Source organism: Vibrio sp. 2304 (assembly GCF_033339475.1).
Lineage (GTDB): Bacteria > Pseudomonadota > Gammaproteobacteria > Enterobacterales > Vibrionaceae > Vibrio > Vibrio alginolyticus.
In genome coordinates this window covers 210,368-228,497 of record NZ_JAWOUQ010000003.1, presented here as the reverse complement: position 1 = coordinate 228,497, position 18,130 = coordinate 210,368, and the positions used below count along the sequence as shown (strand labels likewise).

The window sequence follows — 18,130 nt, the reverse complement described above, 5'->3', positions numbered from 1 at the left end:
CTTTTTTGTGCTTATTTCACGCGCATCAAGCGATGTTTCACAAGTCCCAAATCGAACTCTAAGACTTGTGAGCGCTTCATTGCTTCGACTTTATTCAACATTGGCTCTTGGTAGCCTTTCTTCTTCATCCACTGAAGAGGTACAGAGAAAGCATCTTCATTAACGACATAAGACTCGCCTTTATGCTCACCGGTATAGACGTTCACAACCCAAACTCGGGCTTGAAAGTCCAATACTTCACCCATGACTTTAGCGATTTTATTCAGAATATTTTTCATTGTTTCCAGTTTGCCTTAGCTTAGTAGCAACCAGACACCAACTCCCATCATTAAAGTGCCTGCGATACGGTTCATTAGACGTACATTCTTAGACTGACCTAATACGTGTTTCAATCCTTTACCACCAGTAGCGTACAGAGACATGCAAATGAACTCAAACAGTAAAATAATGGAGACAAGTATGATCAGTTGCGGTGCAAGCGCTGCGTTTTGGTCTATAAAAGGCGGTAAAAGAGAAATCATAAATGCCCAGCCTTTTGGGTTTGCGATTGCGGTAACGAAGCCTTGCATGATCAGTGCGATATTGTCACTCTTTGGTGTTTCTAAGTTGTCGACATTAATCGCAAGTTTCCCTCGCGATCGCCACATTTCAACACCAAGATAGAGTAAATAACCGCCACCAATGAACTTTAACGCGATAAACATCCAAGGATAATTGAGCATAATCGCAGCGATGCCTAACACCGCAGAGACTGACACCAGCGCAACACCGAGAAGCTCTCCTATCATCATCCATAACGTGCGACGATAACCGATACTCATACCTAACGTTAGGGCGAGAGTCATGCACATACCAGGCGTGATTGAGACAAAAAAGAAAGTAGGGATGAACATACTGAGCAATGCAAGATTCATATCTGTTGATGATTTAGTGATTAAAGAGAAGCCACAAAGATAGTGCAAAGTGGAAAAGGATGCTACTACAAAGCGAACGATTACTTTCACTAGTAGCTAGTTGATGTTCTTCGAATATATAAATTTAAAATGAAATTATATTTTAATCTATGCGTCATAATAGTGCGTATTGCACCAGTATGAGACAAGCTCTTATATCATTTTTAGATTAAATATATTTAATTTATTATATTTTATCGGTATTAATCATCACTGTATTAAAATAATCGAATTGATAACTAAATTATCATTAAATGCAGTAATTAAATGATATGTTTGATAATTATTTTTACTGATAATTGAATTATTATTCTAATCTCAAGTTTGTTGTAATCATATAGGCTTAAAATTCAGATCTTAAATCATGACATAATGTAACGTCTACCATTCTGTATGTAAGTGCATGATATTTAATAATTATGCTTCTATTTCTGTTGGTGTGGCTTTTGTGGAAGTGTGATTTAAAACAATGACTTATGTAAAATTAACCATTTTATAACATTTCACGGGTAATGAGATCTAAATCAATCTTATGCAATTGGGTGAGTTTTTTATTTGAAATGTAATATTTCTAGGTTAACTTAAAATAAAGGCAGAACGGGATTGGTTGTCAAAAGAATAAATAAACACGTCAGTTGGTGAACTATTTCATCAGTGTATTAAGTTTGCTTTTTAAATGCCGTTAAGAATGGAGTCTTCAATGAAGAAAGTCGCTTTGATCACTGGATCAAAAGGCGGAATTGGTTCTGCTATTTCCTCTCAATTAGTTAATGACGGTTACCGTGTAATTGCTACATATTTCACAGGTAACTACGAATGTGCGCTGGAGTGGTTCAACAGCAAAGGGTTTACCAAAGATCAGGTTCGCCTTTTTGAGTTGGATGTAACAAACACGACAGAGTGTGCAGAGAAATTGGCGCAATTGCTTGGGGAGGAAGGAACCATTGATGTTGTTGTCAACAACGCAGGAATCACACGTGATGGCGTGTTTAAAAAGATGACTGCGCAAGCTTGGAATGATGTCATCAATACCAACCTCAATAGTTTATTCAACGTTACGCAACCCCTCTTTGCTGCAATGTGCGAAAAAGGCGGTGGTCGTGTCATCAATATCTCTTCAGTCAATGGTCTTAAAGGGCAGTTTGGTCAAGCAAACTACTCGGCGGCGAAAGCTGGGATGATCGGTTTCTCTAAAGCCTTAGCATACGAAGGTGCTCGCTCGGGTGTGACAGTTAATGTTATCGCTCCGGGTTACACGGGTACGCCAATGGTTGAGCAAATGAAGCCAGAAGTGCTGGAATCCATCACGAACCAAATTCCAATGAAACGTCTTGCGACACCAGAAGAAATTGCAGCATCAGTGAGCTTCTTGGTCAGCGATGCGGGCGCCTACATCACCGGAGAGACTTTGTCGGTGAACGGCGGCCTATACATGCACTAAGGAGAGAAGATGATGGAAAAAGTATTTATCGTAGCGGCGAAGCGTACTCCAATTGGTGCTTTTGGTGGCAGCCTGAAAAATACTTCTGCTGGCGATCTGGCAGCAGTAGCGATTAAAGGCGCGTTGGAAGCGGCAAAGTTGCCTGGCGACAAGGTTGACGAAGTGATTGTTGGCAACGTTGTTGGTGCAGGTCAAGGAATGGGTGTTGGCCGCCAAGCGGCACTGTTTGCGGGGATTCCTGAATCTGTTCCTGCATATGGCGTAAACATGGTTTGCGGTAGTGGCATGAAAACGGTCATGGATGCCGTGTCCCATATCCGTAGTGGCGATGCTGAGATCGTTGTTGCAGCGGGTGTTGAAGTCATGTCTCAGATTCCGTTTGCCGCACCAAGCAGCATTCGTGATGGCAACAAAATGGGCAATCTGGAGCTAAAAGATCTGCTCGTAGCGGACGGTTTAACCGATGTTTACAACCAATATCACATGGGTGTGACGGCAGAAAACGTAGCAAAACAAATCGGCTTAACTCGCCAGCAGCAAGACGAATACGCGCTGTCTAGCCAACAGAAAGCGGTAGCCGCTATCGAAGCTGGCAAATTTCAAGACGAAATTGTGCCAGTGGAAGTAAAGCAACGCCGTGAAACCGTGATGTTTGATACGGATGAATACCCAAAAGCGAACGCGACAATGGAAGCCTTAAGCAAGCTACGTCCTGCTTTTGACCGCGAAGGCACTGTGACTGCGGGTAATGCATCAGGCATTAACGATGGCGCGAGTGCGATTATCGTGGCGTCTGAAAGCGCAGTTAAAGCGCATGGATTAACGCCGCTTGCTGAGATCGTAAGCTATGCGCAATCGGGTCTTGATCCGAAGATCATGGGCCTAGGTCCTGTAGAGTCGGTCAATAAAGCACTCGAAAAAGCGGAACTCACAGTAAATGACATTGACGTTTACGAGTTAAACGAAGCATTTGCAGCGCAAGCACTTGGCGTGATTCATCAGTTGGCGGAAACAAACCAAGTTCCAGTTAACGCGATTCAAGATAAAGCGAACTTTAACGGTGGTGCTATCGCGCTAGGACACCCGCTTGGTGCATCTGGCAACCGAATCTTAGTCACGCTGGTTCACGAGCTTCATAAGCAAAATGGTCAATATGGCGTTGCTTCACTTTGTGTGGGCGGCGGCATGGGCACGGCTGTGGTTGTAAAGACAGTTAAGTAATTATTTAAACGGACATTTTTTAATTCTTTCTCTAGGAGACAAACCATGTACACAGATTTCTTCAAAACATTTAGCGATCAAACTGAAAAAAATCTAGAACCTTACTTGAAGTTCAACAAGCTAGTGACAAAAAACGTAGAAGTGTTGACCGAGCTTCAATTGAACGCCATTCGCACATACAGTGAAGTGGGTCTAAACCAGATGAAAGCAGCGACAGAAATCAAAGACGTAACGTCATTGACTGCTTTCAACAGTCAGCAACTAAGCGTACTTACTAAACTTTCTCAACAAATGATGGATGACAGCAACAAGCTTCAAGCGATTGCAAAAGAGTTCAAAGAAGACGTTGAGAAAATGACTTCGGAAAATCTAAAGACTGTTACTCCAGCGTAATTTGTCCGATTCTCGCCGCCCCTAGATTTGGGCGGCGTTGTTTTTCCGAATATAGGAGTAAGACTATGTTTCAACACTTCTTTTCGGACTATCTTGTGAAGCTTCAGGAAACCAATCATCAGTGGTGGCATGATTTCGAAGTGAACAAGGCAGTCGTGAACTCTCCTTTAAACAAGGCCATGCAAGAAGTGAACTTTGAGGATACTGCCAAACTGTTCGAACAAGCTGCGAATCAGCCTGCTGCGATTTTAAAGCTGCAAGCACAGTGGTGGGAACAGCAGCTGCAAATTTGGCAGAATGTTGCATTGGCAGGGAACCAAGCACAAATCGTCGAAGCTGAAAAAGGGGATAAGCGTTTCTCAAACGAAGCGTGGCAAAATGAAGCCATGTATAGCTTCATCAAACAATCCTACCTTTTATTTAGTAAGACCTATCTGGACACCATCGAGTCTTTGGAAGGCTTAGATGAAAAGACGAAAGAACGTATTATTTTTTTCTCTCGCCAAGCCATTAACGCCCTTTCTCCTTCCAACTTCATCGCCACTAACCCAGAGCTTTTGAAGCTGACACTTGAGCAAAACGGTCAAAACTTACTGGCAGGCTTAGAGCAGTTGAAAGAAGACGTTGAGTCGAGCGCAGACATTTTAAAAATTCGTATGACGAATAACAATGCATTCCGCGTGGGCGATGACGTTGCGACGACACAGGGTAATGTGGTTTTTCAAAACGAATTGTTTGAGTTGATTCAATATCGACCTCTAACAGAGAAAGTGAATGCGACGCCGCTGCTCATCGTCCCACCTTTCATCAACAAATACTACATCCTTGATTTAACGGCAAAGAACTCAATGGTTCGATGGTTGTTAGAGCAGGGGCACAGTGTATTTATGATGTCTTGGCGCAATCCAGGCAAGGCACAAGCGCACATAGAGTTTGGTGACTACGTGACAGAAGGCGCAGTGAAAGCCGTCGCTGCAATTGAAGATATAACAGGACAAGAGCAAATCAATGCGGCTGGTTATTGTATTGGTGGTACTGTTTTAGCAAGCACGGTTGCGTACTACGCTGCAAAACGTATGAAGAAGCGCATTAAGTCTGCTACTTTCTTCACCACGTTGCTCGACTTCTCTCAACCAGGTGAAGTCGGCGCGTATATCAATGACACCATTGTTAGTGCAATTGAAGCGCAAAATAACGCAAAAGGGTATATGGACGGCCGTTCCTTAAGCGTGACGTTTAGTTTACTGCGTGAAAACAGCTTGTACTGGAACTACTACGTCGACAATTACTTGAAGGGTAACAGTCCGGTTGATTTCGACTTGTTGTACTGGAATAGCGATAGCACCAACGTCAGCGCTGCATCTCACAATTTCTTGCTTCGCGAGCTCTATTTAGAGAACAAGCTGGTGCAAGATAAAGGCGTCAAAATTGGTGGAGTATGGATTGATCTAAATAAGATCAAAATTCCTAGCTATTTTGTGTCAACGAAAGAAGACCACATTGCGTTATGGCAGGGAACTTACCGTGGTGCGCTGAACACGGGTGGTAACAAAACGTTTGTCCTCGGTGAGTCTGGTCATATTGCGGGCATCGTGAACCCTCCAGCTAAAAATAAGTATGGTTATTGGTTGAACGATAATTTGGATGACTCTGCTGATGAGTGGTTGAATAACGCGGAACACAAAGAGGGATCGTGGTGGACACACTGGAACGAGTGGTTACTCCAATTCAACCCTAAAGAGCAAGTTGAGCCTTTCCCTATTGGCTCAGAAAACCATCCGGTTATTGATGAAGCGCCAGGACAATACGTCAAACAGGTTCTGCCAGTAAAAGAATCTTAAACAACTCCCTATAGCAGTAAATCTTAGCGGCCTTTATGGTCGCTTTTTTTATGTATGATTGCTTGTTTATTTATTGTTGGCAGTACCATTGAGCAATAAATAAAAAGCGCCGAGCATTTGCTCGGCGCTCAGTGTCAACAAATAGGCTAGTTGACGAGTAGAGATGCGTTACGTTACACCTCTTTATCCTTACCAAATGACAGCAGCCAGAGAGAGATTGCTGCTACCGCCACAAAGCCGGAAAGAATAATCACTGGCATAGCACTGTAGCCAAGGATATGCCAAATTACAGATTCTAATGTACTCATGGTAAGTCTCCTTAGTGCCAGCCTTCAACGCCGCTCATGTCTGGTAGTTTGTGCGCAATACCTTTGTGACAGTCTACACATGTTTTCTCGCCTGAAGCTAGAGCGGTGGAGTGTTGTTCTGCCGCACGTGATCCTTGCTGAGAGTAATCCATGAAATCAAACTCATGACAGTTACGACATTCAAGAGAGTCATTCTTCTTCATACGTGCCCACTCTCGCTCTGCGAGGTGTCCACGACGCTCTTGGAACTTCTCTGGCGTATCGATCGTCTTCGTTACGAAGTGTGCAAATAGCTCTTTAGATGCCTGTACTTTACGAACGATCTTATCCGTCCATTCATGAGGAACGTGACAGTCTGAACAAATCGCACGAACACCAGAGCGGTTGGAGTAGTGAATTGTTTCTTGAATTTCAGCAACGATCGGCGCGTGACAGCCAGAACAGAATTCTTCTGTGTTGGTTGCTTCCATACCTGTGTTGAATGCGCCCCAAAATAGAAGGCCACCAGCGAAGCCTAGAAATAAAACCACACCAGCGGCAGCTTTACTCGGGCTCGACAGTCTCTTCCAAAACGCTTTAAGTATTTTCATAAGTAACCTCTTAGTACTCGCGTTTCAATTACTGAAGCGAATCGACTGCCTTAAACTCGTTTTCCACTAGTGGTTTTGCATCCGTTTGCGGAACGTGACATTGCAAACAGAAGTAACGACGAGGAGACATATCTGCCAGTACCGCATCTTCTCTGTTTACATAGTGCGTTACGCTAATTTTAGTCGCACCTGACTCTTTTGCATTTTTCCAACTATGGCATGCAAGACACTTGTTAGCATTTAACGAAATTTCGTAGTGACGAATGCTGTGTGGGATCAACGGTGGTTGATAAACATAGCTGTCTTCAACAATTTGATCTTTAGGGAAGTCTTTGAACTCGTCTGCTGGACGCGTATCTTCCAATTGAGACATTCCACGTAAAGATTCTAGACCACCAATACCACCTGGATTATCCAACTCAGCTTGCGCAATGCCTGTCACTAACGCACCTACAGATAAAACTGCGACAAGTAATTTTTTCATCATTTCATCTCCGCCTTTATGGCTTAAATTCTTTATTAGGCCGCCATAATGACGGCCGTAGCATTCAGTATCTGAAGGTTAAGCAATCTTAGTGATTTTGACTGGGCACTTCTTAAAGTCTGTCTGTTTAGACAGTGGATCAGTCGCATCTAGGATAAGCTTGTTAATCAAAATACGTGCATCAAAGAACGGTACGAATACCAAGCCTTTTGGCGGACGGTTACGACCGCGAGTTTCAACACGAACGCGTACTTCACCGCGTTTGTTTGCCATGAGTACTTCTTCACCACGACGAACATTGCGTGCTTTTGCGTCTTCTGGGTGCATGTAACACACTGCGTCTGGTACTGCTTTGTATAATTCAGGTACACGACGAGTCATGGTGCCTGTGTGCCAATGCTCAAGAACACGACCAGTACATAACCACATATCAAATTCATCGTTCGGTACTTCTGGTGGCGCTTCGTATGGCGCGGAAATGATCTTCGCTTTGCCATCAGCATTGCCGTAGAAGTCCCAACCAGAACCTTCTTTCGCGTATGGGTCTGAACCTTCTTTAAAGCGCCACTGTGTTTCCTTACCATCAACAACAGGCCAACGTAGACCACGTACTTGGTGGTAGCGGTCGTATGGAGCCAAATCATGACCGTGACCACGGCCAAATGTTGCGTATTCCTCAAACAGACCTTTTTGAACATAGAAACCGAAGTGGTGAGCATCGTCATTCAGTTCACGAGCTTCTTCGATAGGGAATTTGTCGACGTTACCATTGCGGTAAAGTACGTCGTACATTGTTTTACCACGGTATTGAGGCGCTTTCGCTAGAAGCTCTTCAGGCCACACTTCTTCCATTTTGAAGCGTTTCGAGAACTCCATTAGCTGCCACAGGTCGGATTTTGCTTGACCGACTGTGCCCACTTGTTGGTACCAAGCTTGGGTACGACGCTCTGCGTTACCGTAAGCACCTTCTTTTTCAATCCACATTGCGGTAGGAAGAATAAGGTCTGCTGCTTGTGCTGTTGCTGTCGGGTATGGGTCAGACACAACGATGAAGTTTTCTGGGTTGCGGTAACCTGGAAGACGCTCTGTGTTGATGTTTGGACCGGCTTGCATGTTGTTGTTACATTGAACCCAGTAACAGTTCAAAACGCCGTCATTCAGCATACGGTCTTGCAATACGGCGTGGAAGCCAGGTTTTGGTGGAATCGTACCTTCTGGCAGTTTCCAGATGTCTTCTGCAATCTTACGGTGTTTAGGGTTAGCAACCACCATGTCCGCTGGTAGGCGGTGAGCAAACGTACCAACCTCACGAGCGGTACCACATGCTGATGGTTGGCCCGTTAGTGAGAATGGGCTGTTCCCCGGAGTCGAGATCTTACCGGTTAGTAGGTGGATGTTGTAAACCAAGTTATTCATCCATACACCACGAGTATGCTGGTTCATACCCATCGTCCATAGAGACATCACTTTCGTGTTTGGATCCGCGTATTGCTTCGCAAGCTCGATAAGCTTCTCTTTCTCAACACCAGAGATTTCAGATGCTTTCTCTACTGTGTATGGCGCTACTGATTTCTTGTACTCTTCGAATGAGATAGAAGTGAGTTTGCCAGAGTTCGGGTTCTTCGCTGCTTTTTGTAGCGGATCATCGTCACGTAGACCGTAGCCGATGTCAGTGTCTGCTTGAGTGAAGTTCGTGTGTTTGTTCACGAAGTCCCAGTTTACTGCATCGTTTTCGATGATGTAGTTTGCGATGAAGTTAGCAATTGCAAGGTCAGACTGAGGATTGAAAATGTAGCCGTGGTCTGCCAACTCAAATGAACGATGGTAGTAAGTAGAAAGCACGTTCACTTTAACGTGAGGGTGGCTTAGGCGGCGGTCAGTAATGCGAGTCCATAGAACCGGGTGCATCTCTGCCATGTTTGAGCCCCAAAGAACGAAAGCGTCAGCGTTCTCGAAGTCATCGTAACAACCCATTGGCTCATCGATACCGAATGCGCGCATGAAACCTACAACGGCAGAAGCCATACAGTGACGAGCGTTTGGATCAATGTTGTTTGATCGGAAGCCTGCTTTCATTAACTTTGATGCAGCGTAGCCTTCCATTACTGTCCATTGGCCTGAGCCAAACATACCTACGCTTGTTGGGCCTTTTTTCTCGAGGGAAGCTTTCCATTTCTCAGCCATGATGTCGAAAGCGTCATCCCAAGAGATAGGTGTAAATTCACCATCTTTGTGGAATTTGCCATCTTTCATTCGTAGCATCGGTTGAGTTAGACGGTCTTGACCGTACATGATCTTAGAAAGGAAGTAACCTTTGATGCAGTTCAGACCTTTGTTTACTGGTGCTTCTGGGTCACCCTGTGTTGCTACCACTTTGCCGTTTTGAGTGCCAACAAGAACAGAACAGCCTGTACCACAGAAACGACAAGGTGCTTTGTCCCATGTGATTTTGGTTTGATCAGAGCTTGCAATCAGGTTGGCTGCAGATGCTGGTAGTGTCACACCTGCGACAGCAGCAGCTGATGCAGCCGCGTTTGCTTTCACAAACGCACGTCTTGTCATTTTCATACTTCACCCTCGATTTGGGAATGTTGTGTTCCAGTGTCTTCTTCATCCGTTTCTTCAAGCCCAGTTTCGATTTGGTGATAAACCAATACCGTGCTTAAGACGTTCGGTAAATTGTTAATGGCATCGATAGTGTCTGTGATGAAACCTTGGTTCTCAGTTTCAAGTACGACGATAATCTTGCCTTCAGGACTGTCACCATAGATTTCCGCATTTTCGTGTGCTTCTATCTTTTGTTTGATTTCGTCCAAATGTTCCGGCAGCACATGTACTACCAAACTTGAAATATGCACTTCATTTAGTGACATATAGCTCTCTCATTTATTTTTATTGCCTTTGGCCGACGACATTCGGCTTAGGCTGTTGTATTGCTCACATTGATGGATGAAGTCGGGCACACTGAAACACAGGCGCCGCAGCCGTTACACTCATCAAGGTCTAAATTGGGTTGTGCTACTTTCCCCAGTTCTAATTTGAACTGAATTGCCATCGGGTCGCACATATCCCCACAGCTTCGGCATTCGACATTTTGTTTTGCTAAGCAGTTATCGTTGATACTTGCTTTTGCTTGCCAAGGTTGTTCTGTTTCTGGCAAGAAAAGGGGCTCAGGACAGGCGTTTGCACATTGATAGCAAAATGTGCATTCATCGATGGAAAAATCGACCGAGGGGAATCCGCCATCACTTTTGGTTATAATCTTTGTTTCACAGGCCTCAATGCATTTACCGCAGCGAGTGCAATCGTCCGTAAACTGTTGCGGTTTAGTTAACCAAGGCAAACGTACGGAGTTGTCGGGGTGCGCTTTTCTTGCAAAGAGTCTTCTTCTGGAAAGGTCTACCACTTAGTCACCTCGAAACTTGGAACCCAAACTAAGCATAGTCCACAATTTTCATTAATAAACTGTCATTTAAGCTAACGAAATTGTAGTTTTTGACATATTTGTATAAATACCTCTTAGGGGGTAAATGGTATGCAATATTGTTTTGGATCAATAAATTCCGTCGCAGGTGATCACATATTGATAAAGTTGAAAGGTAATGGGTTCATTGCACGTACAAATAGGATTGTTAATGGGCGAGGAACTCAGATTGTTTAAAAATGTGAAAAAGTCAGTGACGCGCACGATTGCGTCCGCGATGCTTCTTATTTTGCTGCTCTCAGTCGCTACGACTGGTTTTGCGATTTTTACGTTAGCGTCCAGTTTGAACGATGCTGAAGCCGTCAATGTTGCTGGCTCGATGCGAATGCAAAGCTATCGTCTGGCGAATGATATTCAGGTTAAATCTGTTGACTATTCTTCACATATTGACGCATTTGAACATTCGATATATTCACCTTCAATGAAAGCGCTTCAGCATTGGTCTGTGCCAGAAGACATCACTCACGATTACTACCGTCTTATTATCAGATGGCATGAACTCAAGGCGGTGCTGAGAGGAGACAACCCGGCAGAATATCAACTCCTAGTGGCCGGTTTTGTTGAACAAATCGATGAGTTTGTATTTAAGCTGCAGAGCTTTTCGGAGCAAAAACTGATTAACTTAGCCTGGATTGGTGGGTTAGGGTTGGGTGGCATTCTTTGTGTCAGTATGTTTGTCGTTCATTTTGTGCGCCTCGAAGTTGTTCGGCCTCTGCGTGCTTTAGTTTTTGCTAGCGAGCAAATTAAAAATCGCTCATTCAATATATCGCTCAATGTATCCAGCGATAATGAAATGGGAATACTGACTCGAACCTTTAACCGGATGGCGACAGACCTTGGTAAGTTGTACCGAGGATTAGAGCAAGCGGTTGATGAGAAAACACGTAAATTGCAGCATGCCAACCAGTCTTTAGAGGTGCTGTATGACTCGTCAAAAGAACTCACGGCGTCGCGTATTAATCAAGATAATTTCCAGGCGATTTTGCAGCATATCGTCAGTCTTGAGGGCATTAAAGCGGTCAAACTTGAAATCGAGCAGCTGGGAGAACCGAGCTGGATATTGATGGAAGGAGAAGAATGCTGCCAAGATTGTGATGAAGATTGCCACGGTAAAGCCCTGATGCTAGATGGTGAGCACTTGGGTTATTTATATTGGAAAGCAGGGTTACCTTGTCCGAACGAGGCTCTTATTGACAACTTCGTGCAGATTTTATCACGCGCCGTGTATTACAATCGGGCGCAGCGCCAAGCAGAACAAATTCTGCTGATGGAAGAGCGAGCCACTATTGCTCGGGAGTTGCATGATTCATTGGCTCAAGCACTCTCTTACTTAAAAATTCAGGTCGCTTTGTTAAAGAGAAGCGTAAAGAACTTGCCTGACGAAAAGGCGATCGCGCAGGCTAATCAAGTTATTGCTGAGCTAGATACGGGCTTATCTGCGGCTTATACGCAGTTACGCGAGTTACTGACGACGTTTCGTCTTACGATTAAAGAGGGCAGTTTTGGCCAAGCATTGCAAGACATGGTTGAAACGCTCAGTGAACAAACTGCTGCGGACATTACGCTAAAAAATAGACTTTCATCAACTGAACTGGATGCACATCAGCAGGTTCATTTACTACAGTTGATAAGAGAAGCGGCAATTAATGCTATCAAACATGCGCAAGCAGATAATATTCACATTCAATGTCTCGATAATGATGGAAAAGTCACAGTAACCGTTAGCGACGATGGAATAGGCTTTGAACATCAAGACGAAAAATTAAATCATTACGGTATGAGTATCATGCAAGAGCGGGCCGCTAGACTGCATGCCGATCTTCACATCGAAGCATCGATAAACAAAGGTTGTACCGTAAAATTAGAATTCCAACATAGTAAGGAAGTAAACAGTGACAGTGTGTAAAGTAATGCTGGTGGATGATCATCCACTCATGCGAAGAGGTATCCACCAGCTTTTAAGCTTTGAGCCTGAGTTTGAGGTTATTGCAGAAGCAAGTAATGGCGCGGATGCAGTAGCGAAAGCGCATGAGCTGGAACTGGATCTTGTACTTCTTGATCTTAATATGAAAGGCATGTCTGGCCTTGATACTTTGCAAGCACTGCGTGCAGATGGCTGTGAAGCCAGAATTGTCATTCTAACCGTTTCAGATAGCCCAGCAGATATCGAAGCAATAGTTCGAAGTGGTGCCGATGGCTATTTATTGAAAGACACTGAGCCCGATGAGTTGGTTGAGTTGCTAAAACAAGCGCACCAAGGGGACAAGGCATACAGCCAAGAAGTTTCTAAGTATTTGAGTGAACGTTCAGAGCAAGAGGACGTGTTTGATACACTGACCGATCGTGAATCGCAGATCTTAAGAGAGGTGGCAAGAGGTTTCCGCAACAAGCAAATTGCCGATCGTCTTTTTATCTCTGAGTCTACGGTTAAAGTACATATGAAGAGTTTACTTAAAAAGCTTCAAGTTCCTTCTCGTACTGCAGCAACCGTCCTTTATCTTGAGCGCTTTGGAGACATCAAATAACATTGTTGGATTTGAATCTGTAATAATAAATAAAATCAAACAGTTATATTGATTCTGACGAATAAAAAAACCGCCTGTTAGGCGGTTTTTTTACTTGTCTGGGCGAATAGAGTACAAGTCACTGTTGTGCTTACCACACTCCAAATAGTACTGATAAGCCACTTTTTTGCTTTCAGCAATGACTCTCATGCAGTGCATTTTCCCCTGTTCAAAATATCGAATCTCATATTCTACACTGGTATCAAGTTGCTCAGCGGCTGCCATACTTCGCCTCCATAAACCATCCAAAAAACATCCATGCAAATTATATGCCGTTATAGGGAGCGTCGTTCGGTACGTTTTTTAGCCGATAATTGCGCTCTAACTCACTTTTTTGCGGATAGCTGTGATCAAAAAGTTAATTTCAAACTCTATATATTATTAAGGTGGCAATCAATATTTGTCACACTGGTGTAAGTTTGCCGCAATACTAAGTGATACAGGTTGAGTATAGAACTTAATCAACAGAAAAGGGAATACGAATAAGTGACTAAATTAAAGGATGTATCTAATAAGGCGCTTCGTTATGGCCTTCTATTTTGTTTCGTATTTCTGCTTGCCGGTTGTGCGAAAAAGTTTTTATACAGCAATATCGATTGGTTCGTGCTCGATTACTTAGAGGACTATGTCTCGTTGCAAGGGGAACAAGAAGTCCTAGTGGAAGAGCGTTTATTATTGTTGGCAGACTGGCACAAGAAAGAGGAGTTACCAATATATATCGAACATTTAAAAGACCTTGAGAGATTAAAAGCGAGCGATATCACCTTAAATTACTTACAAAAAAATCGAGATAGAATGCGAGCGCATTACGATAGAGTGGTCAGCAAAGCAGCACCAGATCTTTTTGCGTTAAGTTTGCAATTAACGAAAGAGCAAGAACGCGAGTTTTTGAGTAATGTACAAGAACATTATCAAGAGCGAAACGCAAAATATGCCGATAAGACAGAAGACGAAGTGCGTGAAATTATTCTGGATAACACTGAAGAGTGGATGGAAGAATGGCTGGGGAATCTATCAGGAAATCAGCGTCAATTAGCTCAAAGATTTTCTCAGCAAGTTATTTTAAACAGCCCTTTATGGAGAGATTATCGAGCCACGGTATATCAAGAGCTCGAATACTTGTTCGACAACAAATCTAATGTTGTGACTTATCAAGATATATTTATGCGACTCTTGTTCGAGCCAGAGAGTTATTATAGTGAGCAGCTTTCTCTGAATATTGACTCTAACTTTGCATTGGTTGATCAACTGACATTAGATGTTTCTCGTTCGATGACCGATAAGCAATGGCGTCATTTTCGTGAAAAGGTTAAAGAGTGGCGAGTACTGGCAGAGGAACTTTTAGATTAAATTCATGCTTCAATGAGCGGAAGCAAAGCGCAAAAGCCTTTCTTATCAAAAAATGATTCAAAGCAAATTCTTATTGAACTAAGAGCGTAACATAGCGTGAGGTTTGATGAGGCAACGTCAGCTTATAATGCGTGATAAGGCCTCATCGTACAAAACAATGAGAATAAATATGAAACATTTAGTTGAAAGATTTCTTCGATACGTCACGTTTGATACCCAATCCAATCCACATGTGACGCTTTGCCCAAGTTCACCTGGTCAGCTTGTGTTTGCTGAGTTACTTAAAAAAGAGATGATCGAGCTTGGTTTAAGTGACGTGACTTTGGATAAAAATGGCTATTTGATGGCTAAACTGCCAGCCAATATTGATTATGAGGTTCCTCCTATCGGCTTCATTGCCCATATGGATACCGCGCCGGATGCATCTGGCAAAAACGTAAAGCCGCAATTCATCGAAGATTACCAAGGTGGCGATATTGCATTAGGGTTGGGGGATGAAGTGTTATCTCCCGTGCAATACCCAGATTTACATCACCTACATGGCCACAATCTTATTACTACCGATGGCACTACATTACTTGGCGCGGATAACAAAGCCGGTATCGCAGAGATTCTTTCCGCGGTAGCTCTGCTACTGGAAAACCCAGACATTCCACACGGCGACATTTGTATCGGCTTTACTCCGGATGAAGAAATCGGTCGTGGTGCAGATTTGTTTGATGTTAAAAAATTTGGCGCGAAATGGGCATACACTATAGATGGTGGCCCGCAAGGTGAATTGGAATACGAAAACTTTAATGCAGCAAACGCTGATGTAATTTTTCATGGTGTTAGCGTTCATCCAGGTACTGCAAAAGGCAAAATGGTCAATGCGATGAACTTGGCTGCGAAATTTCAAGTTCAAATGCCCCAAGATCAAACTCCGGAAACAACCGAAGGTTACGAAGGGTTCTTCCATCTAAAATCGGCAGAAATGGGCGTTGCACGAAGCGAGCTCGGTTACATTATTAGAGACTTTGACCGTCAAAGGCTTGAGGAGCGAAAAGCCTTTATGCAGAAACTCGTCGATGAAATGAACACGGGTTTACGCCATGGTTCTGTAGAGCTAAAAATAAAAGACAGCTATTACAATATGAGAGAAATGGTTGAGCCTTACCCTCATATCATTGAGTTGGCGAAGCAAGCGATGGAAGCGTGTGATGTGGAACCGATTATAAAACCTATTCGTGGTGGTACAGATGGCGCTCGTTTATCTTTTATGGGTTTGCCGTGCCCGAATATCTTCACCGGTGGTTTTAACTTCCACGGAATTCATGAGTTTATTTCTGTTGAAATGATGGAAAAATCAGTACTCGTTATTGTCAAAATTGCTGAGCTCACAGCGAAAAAACACAGTTAAAAGACTACGTCGAGACCTCTTGCAGATTTAATAACAAAATAGCCCAGATCTCTCTGGGCTATTTAAATCTTAAGATGGAATACTAGCGCACGTCTTTGTCTTCAATTTCAATGTCTTCTAGCGGTAACCAGTCGACTTTCACACCCGCTTGGTCGAACATATCTTGACTGACTTGGATTTTATCTCCCCAGCGAGATAAAAAGTCTTCAGACTGCTCAGGGCAGTGTACGTGTGAGATCCCTGTTTGAATGATCTTTGCCGCGCAGTTAGGGCAAGGAAAATGCGTTACCCAAATATCACATCCGTCTAAGTCACGTTTTGAGAACAAAATTGCGTTCTCTTCCGCGTGCAGTGTTTTAAGGTATTTCAACTCGCGCTCATCGGTGTCGACACTGTCAGAAACACCATGCGGATAGCCATTAAATCCAACAGATACAATGCGATTCTGTTTAGTAATAACGGCACCGACTTGTGTTGATGGGTCCTTACTCCAAGACGCCACTAGTTCTGCCATCTGGTAAAAGCGTTTCGCCCATTTAGAAATCATAGTCATCCTCTCTGTCGAAGGCGTTGAATTAATTGAATGATAACCCATTTATATTAAAAAAATAGTCAAAATCGGGGTCTTGAGTATGAAGGCGTCACTTTTTACCTTTTTAGCCACAAAACGTTCTTATCTTGAGCACTGAATCTCACTTTACGCCCGAATACAATACTCCCGTTAGTGTTTCCAAGCACACGCTAAAATTCGCGATCTCCTAAGGCGTATATTAAATAGTTATGATTGAGTTGTATGTATATTGCTCATTGAATACCACTGTTAACTAAATTACTTTATTTTCCTTTTGTTTCTCATGTTTACATTTAGAAACACCTTGGGCGCTTTTCAGTGAAGTTTTCAGTGGCAGCAAGGAGTAAGGTTGATAGGAATTCAACAATATCCTGTTCTATAAAGACGGTAAATACATGCAAAAGAAACCACTTGTCGCACTAATGGCGGCTACAGCAATCCTCGCTGGATGCGGGGAAGCTAATAATGCCCAAACGAAAGGTCAAGCGCCTCTCGTAGTGACTCAGGATGTCACGGTTATCGACTACCAACCGAGCAAGTCTTATATCGGTCGCATTGAAGCAGTAGAAGATACCAATATTACCGCGCAGATTTCTGGCTACTTAAAAGCTCGTCACTTTGAAGAGGGGCAAATGGTAGAAAAAGGGCAGCTCCTTTACTCTATCGAGCCATCTTCTTTTGAAGCCCAAGTCGCGAGTGCTAAAGCCGCACTTGCACAAGCTAAAGCGGCGCTAAAAAAAGCCGAATTAGATCATACTCGAGGTAAAAACTTGTTGCCTCGCGGTAGTATCTCTCAATCTGAGTTTGATGCTTTAACTGCGGCACTTCTTGGTGCGAGAGCAGAGCTAGAAGCGGCAAATGCTCAACTTAAACTTGCTGAAGTTAACCTTTCCTATACTCAAATCCGAGCACCTTTTAGCGGACGTATTAGTGATACCAAAGTGAGTACGGGTGATCTGGTTTCTCCATCATCTGGCGTGCTGACAACTCTGGTGAGTTTAGATCCAGTTCATACCTCATTTAGTGTGAGTGAGCGTGAGCGTTTAGCTATGGGTATGGATCAAGTAAAAGGTGATGGCTCGGCTGAATCAAACCGCGTTGAAGTTCAGCTTGAACTGGAAAATGGACAGTTTTTTGAGCATCTTGGTAAGCTTGATTTCTTAGGTAATCGTATTGACACCAAAACGGGTACGATTGCTATGCGCGCGCTAGTGCCAAACCCAGAGCAGAAGTTACTTCCGGGTCAACACATCAAAGTGAACTTGAGAGATAAGAACACGAAAGACGTTATTGTTATCCCACGACGTGCCGTACAGACTGACTTAGAAGGTGACTTTGTGATGGTGATGGCTGAGGGAAGTGTGGCAGAGCGTCGTAACGTCGAGCTTGGCCCTCAGGTTGAACAAGGCATTATCATTCGAGAAGGGCTCGATCAGGAAGATACGGTTATTACACAAGGCCTACAACGTGTGCGTAATGGTGTAGAAGTGCGCCTTCAAGCACCTGCTGAAGATAAGCAGTAGGGGGCACT

Annotated in this window: 19 protein-coding genes; 9 read left to right on the top strand and 10 right to left on the bottom strand. The window is 43.6% G+C overall.

Annotated elements, in window-relative coordinates:
• Positions 1-11: 11 nt before the first annotated feature.
• On the bottom strand, positions 12-278 hold the full coding sequence (locus R7P64_RS08175; RefSeq protein ID WP_167416147.1) for a hypothetical protein: 267 nt from the start codon (positions 276-278) through the stop codon (positions 12-14).
• 15 nt (positions 279-293) lie between these two features.
• Positions 294-914, bottom strand: coding sequence for a LysE family translocator (locus R7P64_RS08170; protein ID WP_021035942.1), 621 nt, complete (start codon positions 912-914; stop codon positions 294-296).
• Between the two features lie 739 nt (positions 915-1,653).
• Here R7P64_RS08170 and R7P64_RS08165 point away from each other — a divergent pair.
• The 4 genes from R7P64_RS08165 (at position 1,654) to phaC (ending at position 5,849) form a co-directional block, all read left to right on the top strand.
• A complete protein-coding gene (locus R7P64_RS08165; RefSeq protein WP_005373555.1) occupies positions 1,654-2,394 on the top strand; it encodes an SDR family oxidoreductase in 741 nt (246 codons plus the stop codon).
• Between the two features lie 12 nt (positions 2,395-2,406).
• Positions 2,407-3,615: an acetyl-CoA C-acetyltransferase gene (locus R7P64_RS08160; protein ID WP_031777157.1), complete on the top strand. Its 1,209-nt coding sequence runs from the start codon at positions 2,407-2,409 to the stop codon at positions 3,613-3,615.
• 45 nt (positions 3,616-3,660) lie between these two features.
• A complete protein-coding gene (locus R7P64_RS08155) occupies positions 3,661-4,008 on the top strand; it encodes a phasin family protein (protein ID WP_005373550.1) in 348 nt (115 codons plus the stop codon).
• Positions 4,009-4,073: 65 nt separating this feature from the next.
• On the top strand, positions 4,074-5,849 hold the full coding sequence (gene phaC, locus R7P64_RS08150) for a class I poly(R)-hydroxyalkanoic acid synthase (RefSeq protein WP_064354855.1): 1,776 nt from the start codon (positions 4,074-4,076) through the stop codon (positions 5,847-5,849).
• A 173-nt stretch (positions 5,850-6,022) separates the two neighbouring features.
• Here the strand turns inward: phaC and R7P64_RS08145 are convergent, their stop codons facing one another.
• The 6 genes from R7P64_RS08145 to napF all read right to left on the bottom strand — a co-directional run bounded on the left by R7P64_RS08145 (position 6,023) and on the right by napF (position 10,637).
• Entirely contained in the window at positions 6,023-6,157 is a 135-nt protein-coding gene (locus tag R7P64_RS08145; RefSeq protein WP_005373546.1) for a TIGR02808 family protein, read from the bottom strand.
• 11 nt (positions 6,158-6,168) lie between these two features.
• Complete coding sequence (locus tag R7P64_RS08140; RefSeq protein ID WP_005373542.1) at positions 6,169-6,747, bottom strand: NapC/NirT family cytochrome c; 579 nt, start codon at positions 6,745-6,747, stop codon at positions 6,169-6,171.
• A gap of 28 nt (positions 6,748-6,775) precedes the next feature.
• Positions 6,776-7,231: a nitrate reductase cytochrome c-type subunit gene (locus R7P64_RS08135; RefSeq protein ID WP_005389061.1), complete on the bottom strand. Its 456-nt coding sequence runs from the start codon at positions 7,229-7,231 to the stop codon at positions 6,776-6,778.
• Between the two features lie 78 nt (positions 7,232-7,309).
• Positions 7,310-9,799: a periplasmic nitrate reductase subunit alpha gene (gene napA / locus R7P64_RS08130; protein ID WP_005389060.1), complete on the bottom strand. Its 2,490-nt coding sequence runs from the start codon at positions 9,797-9,799 to the stop codon at positions 7,310-7,312.
• Positions 9,796-10,104 (bottom strand): chaperone NapD, encoded by a 309-nt coding sequence (locus tag R7P64_RS08125; protein ID WP_005373535.1) that lies wholly within the window; start codon positions 10,102-10,104, stop codon positions 9,796-9,798. Before R7P64_RS08125 ends, napA begins: the two co-directional genes overlap by 4 nt.
• 47 nt (positions 10,105-10,151) lie before the next feature.
• Positions 10,152-10,637: a ferredoxin-type protein NapF gene (gene napF, locus R7P64_RS08120; protein WP_213972679.1), complete on the bottom strand. Its 486-nt coding sequence runs from the start codon at positions 10,635-10,637 to the stop codon at positions 10,152-10,154.
• Between the two features lie 247 nt (positions 10,638-10,884).
• Between napF and narQ the strand changes: the two genes are divergently transcribed.
• Both narQ and R7P64_RS08110 read left to right on the top strand, forming a co-directional pair.
• On the top strand, positions 10,885-12,621 hold the full coding sequence (narQ, locus tag R7P64_RS08115) for a nitrate/nitrite two-component system sensor histidine kinase NarQ (RefSeq protein ID WP_025767926.1): 1,737 nt from the start codon (positions 10,885-10,887) through the stop codon (positions 12,619-12,621).
• Positions 12,622-12,625: 4 nt separating this feature from the next.
• Positions 12,626-13,240, top strand: coding sequence for a response regulator (locus R7P64_RS08110; RefSeq protein ID WP_031777156.1), 615 nt, complete (start codon positions 12,626-12,628; stop codon positions 13,238-13,240).
• A 90-nt stretch (positions 13,241-13,330) separates the two neighbouring features.
• Here R7P64_RS08110 and R7P64_RS08105 read toward each other — a convergent pair whose 3' ends face one another.
• Positions 13,331-13,504, bottom strand: coding sequence for a hypothetical protein (locus tag R7P64_RS08105; RefSeq protein WP_005373524.1), 174 nt, complete (start codon positions 13,502-13,504; stop codon positions 13,331-13,333).
• A 261-nt stretch (positions 13,505-13,765) separates the two neighbouring features.
• On the opposite strand from R7P64_RS08105, the gene R7P64_RS08100 reads away from it, so the two are divergent.
• Positions 13,766-14,629: a DUF6279 family lipoprotein gene (locus R7P64_RS08100; RefSeq protein WP_171342612.1), complete on the top strand. Its 864-nt coding sequence runs from the start codon at positions 13,766-13,768 to the stop codon at positions 14,627-14,629.
• 169 nt (positions 14,630-14,798) lie between these two features.
• Positions 14,799-16,028 carry a peptidase T gene (gene pepT / locus R7P64_RS08095; RefSeq protein ID WP_213903245.1) on the top strand — a complete coding sequence of 410 codons (1,230 nt, stop codon included), beginning with the start codon at positions 14,799-14,801 and terminating at the stop codon, positions 16,026-16,028.
• A gap of 82 nt (positions 16,029-16,110) precedes the next feature.
• On the opposite strand, the gene R7P64_RS08090 is transcribed toward pepT, so the two are convergent.
• A complete protein-coding gene (locus R7P64_RS08090; protein ID WP_005373515.1) occupies positions 16,111-16,575 on the bottom strand; it encodes a dCMP deaminase family protein in 465 nt (154 codons plus the stop codon).
• 419 nt (positions 16,576-16,994) lie between these two features.
• Here R7P64_RS08090 and vmeY point away from each other — a divergent pair, with 419 nt between their 5' ends.
• On the top strand, positions 16,995-18,122 hold the full coding sequence (vmeY, locus tag R7P64_RS08085; protein ID WP_017635193.1) for a multidrug efflux RND transporter periplasmic adaptor subunit VmeY: 1,128 nt from the start codon (positions 16,995-16,997) through the stop codon (positions 18,120-18,122).
• Positions 18,123-18,130 lie beyond the last annotated feature (8 nt).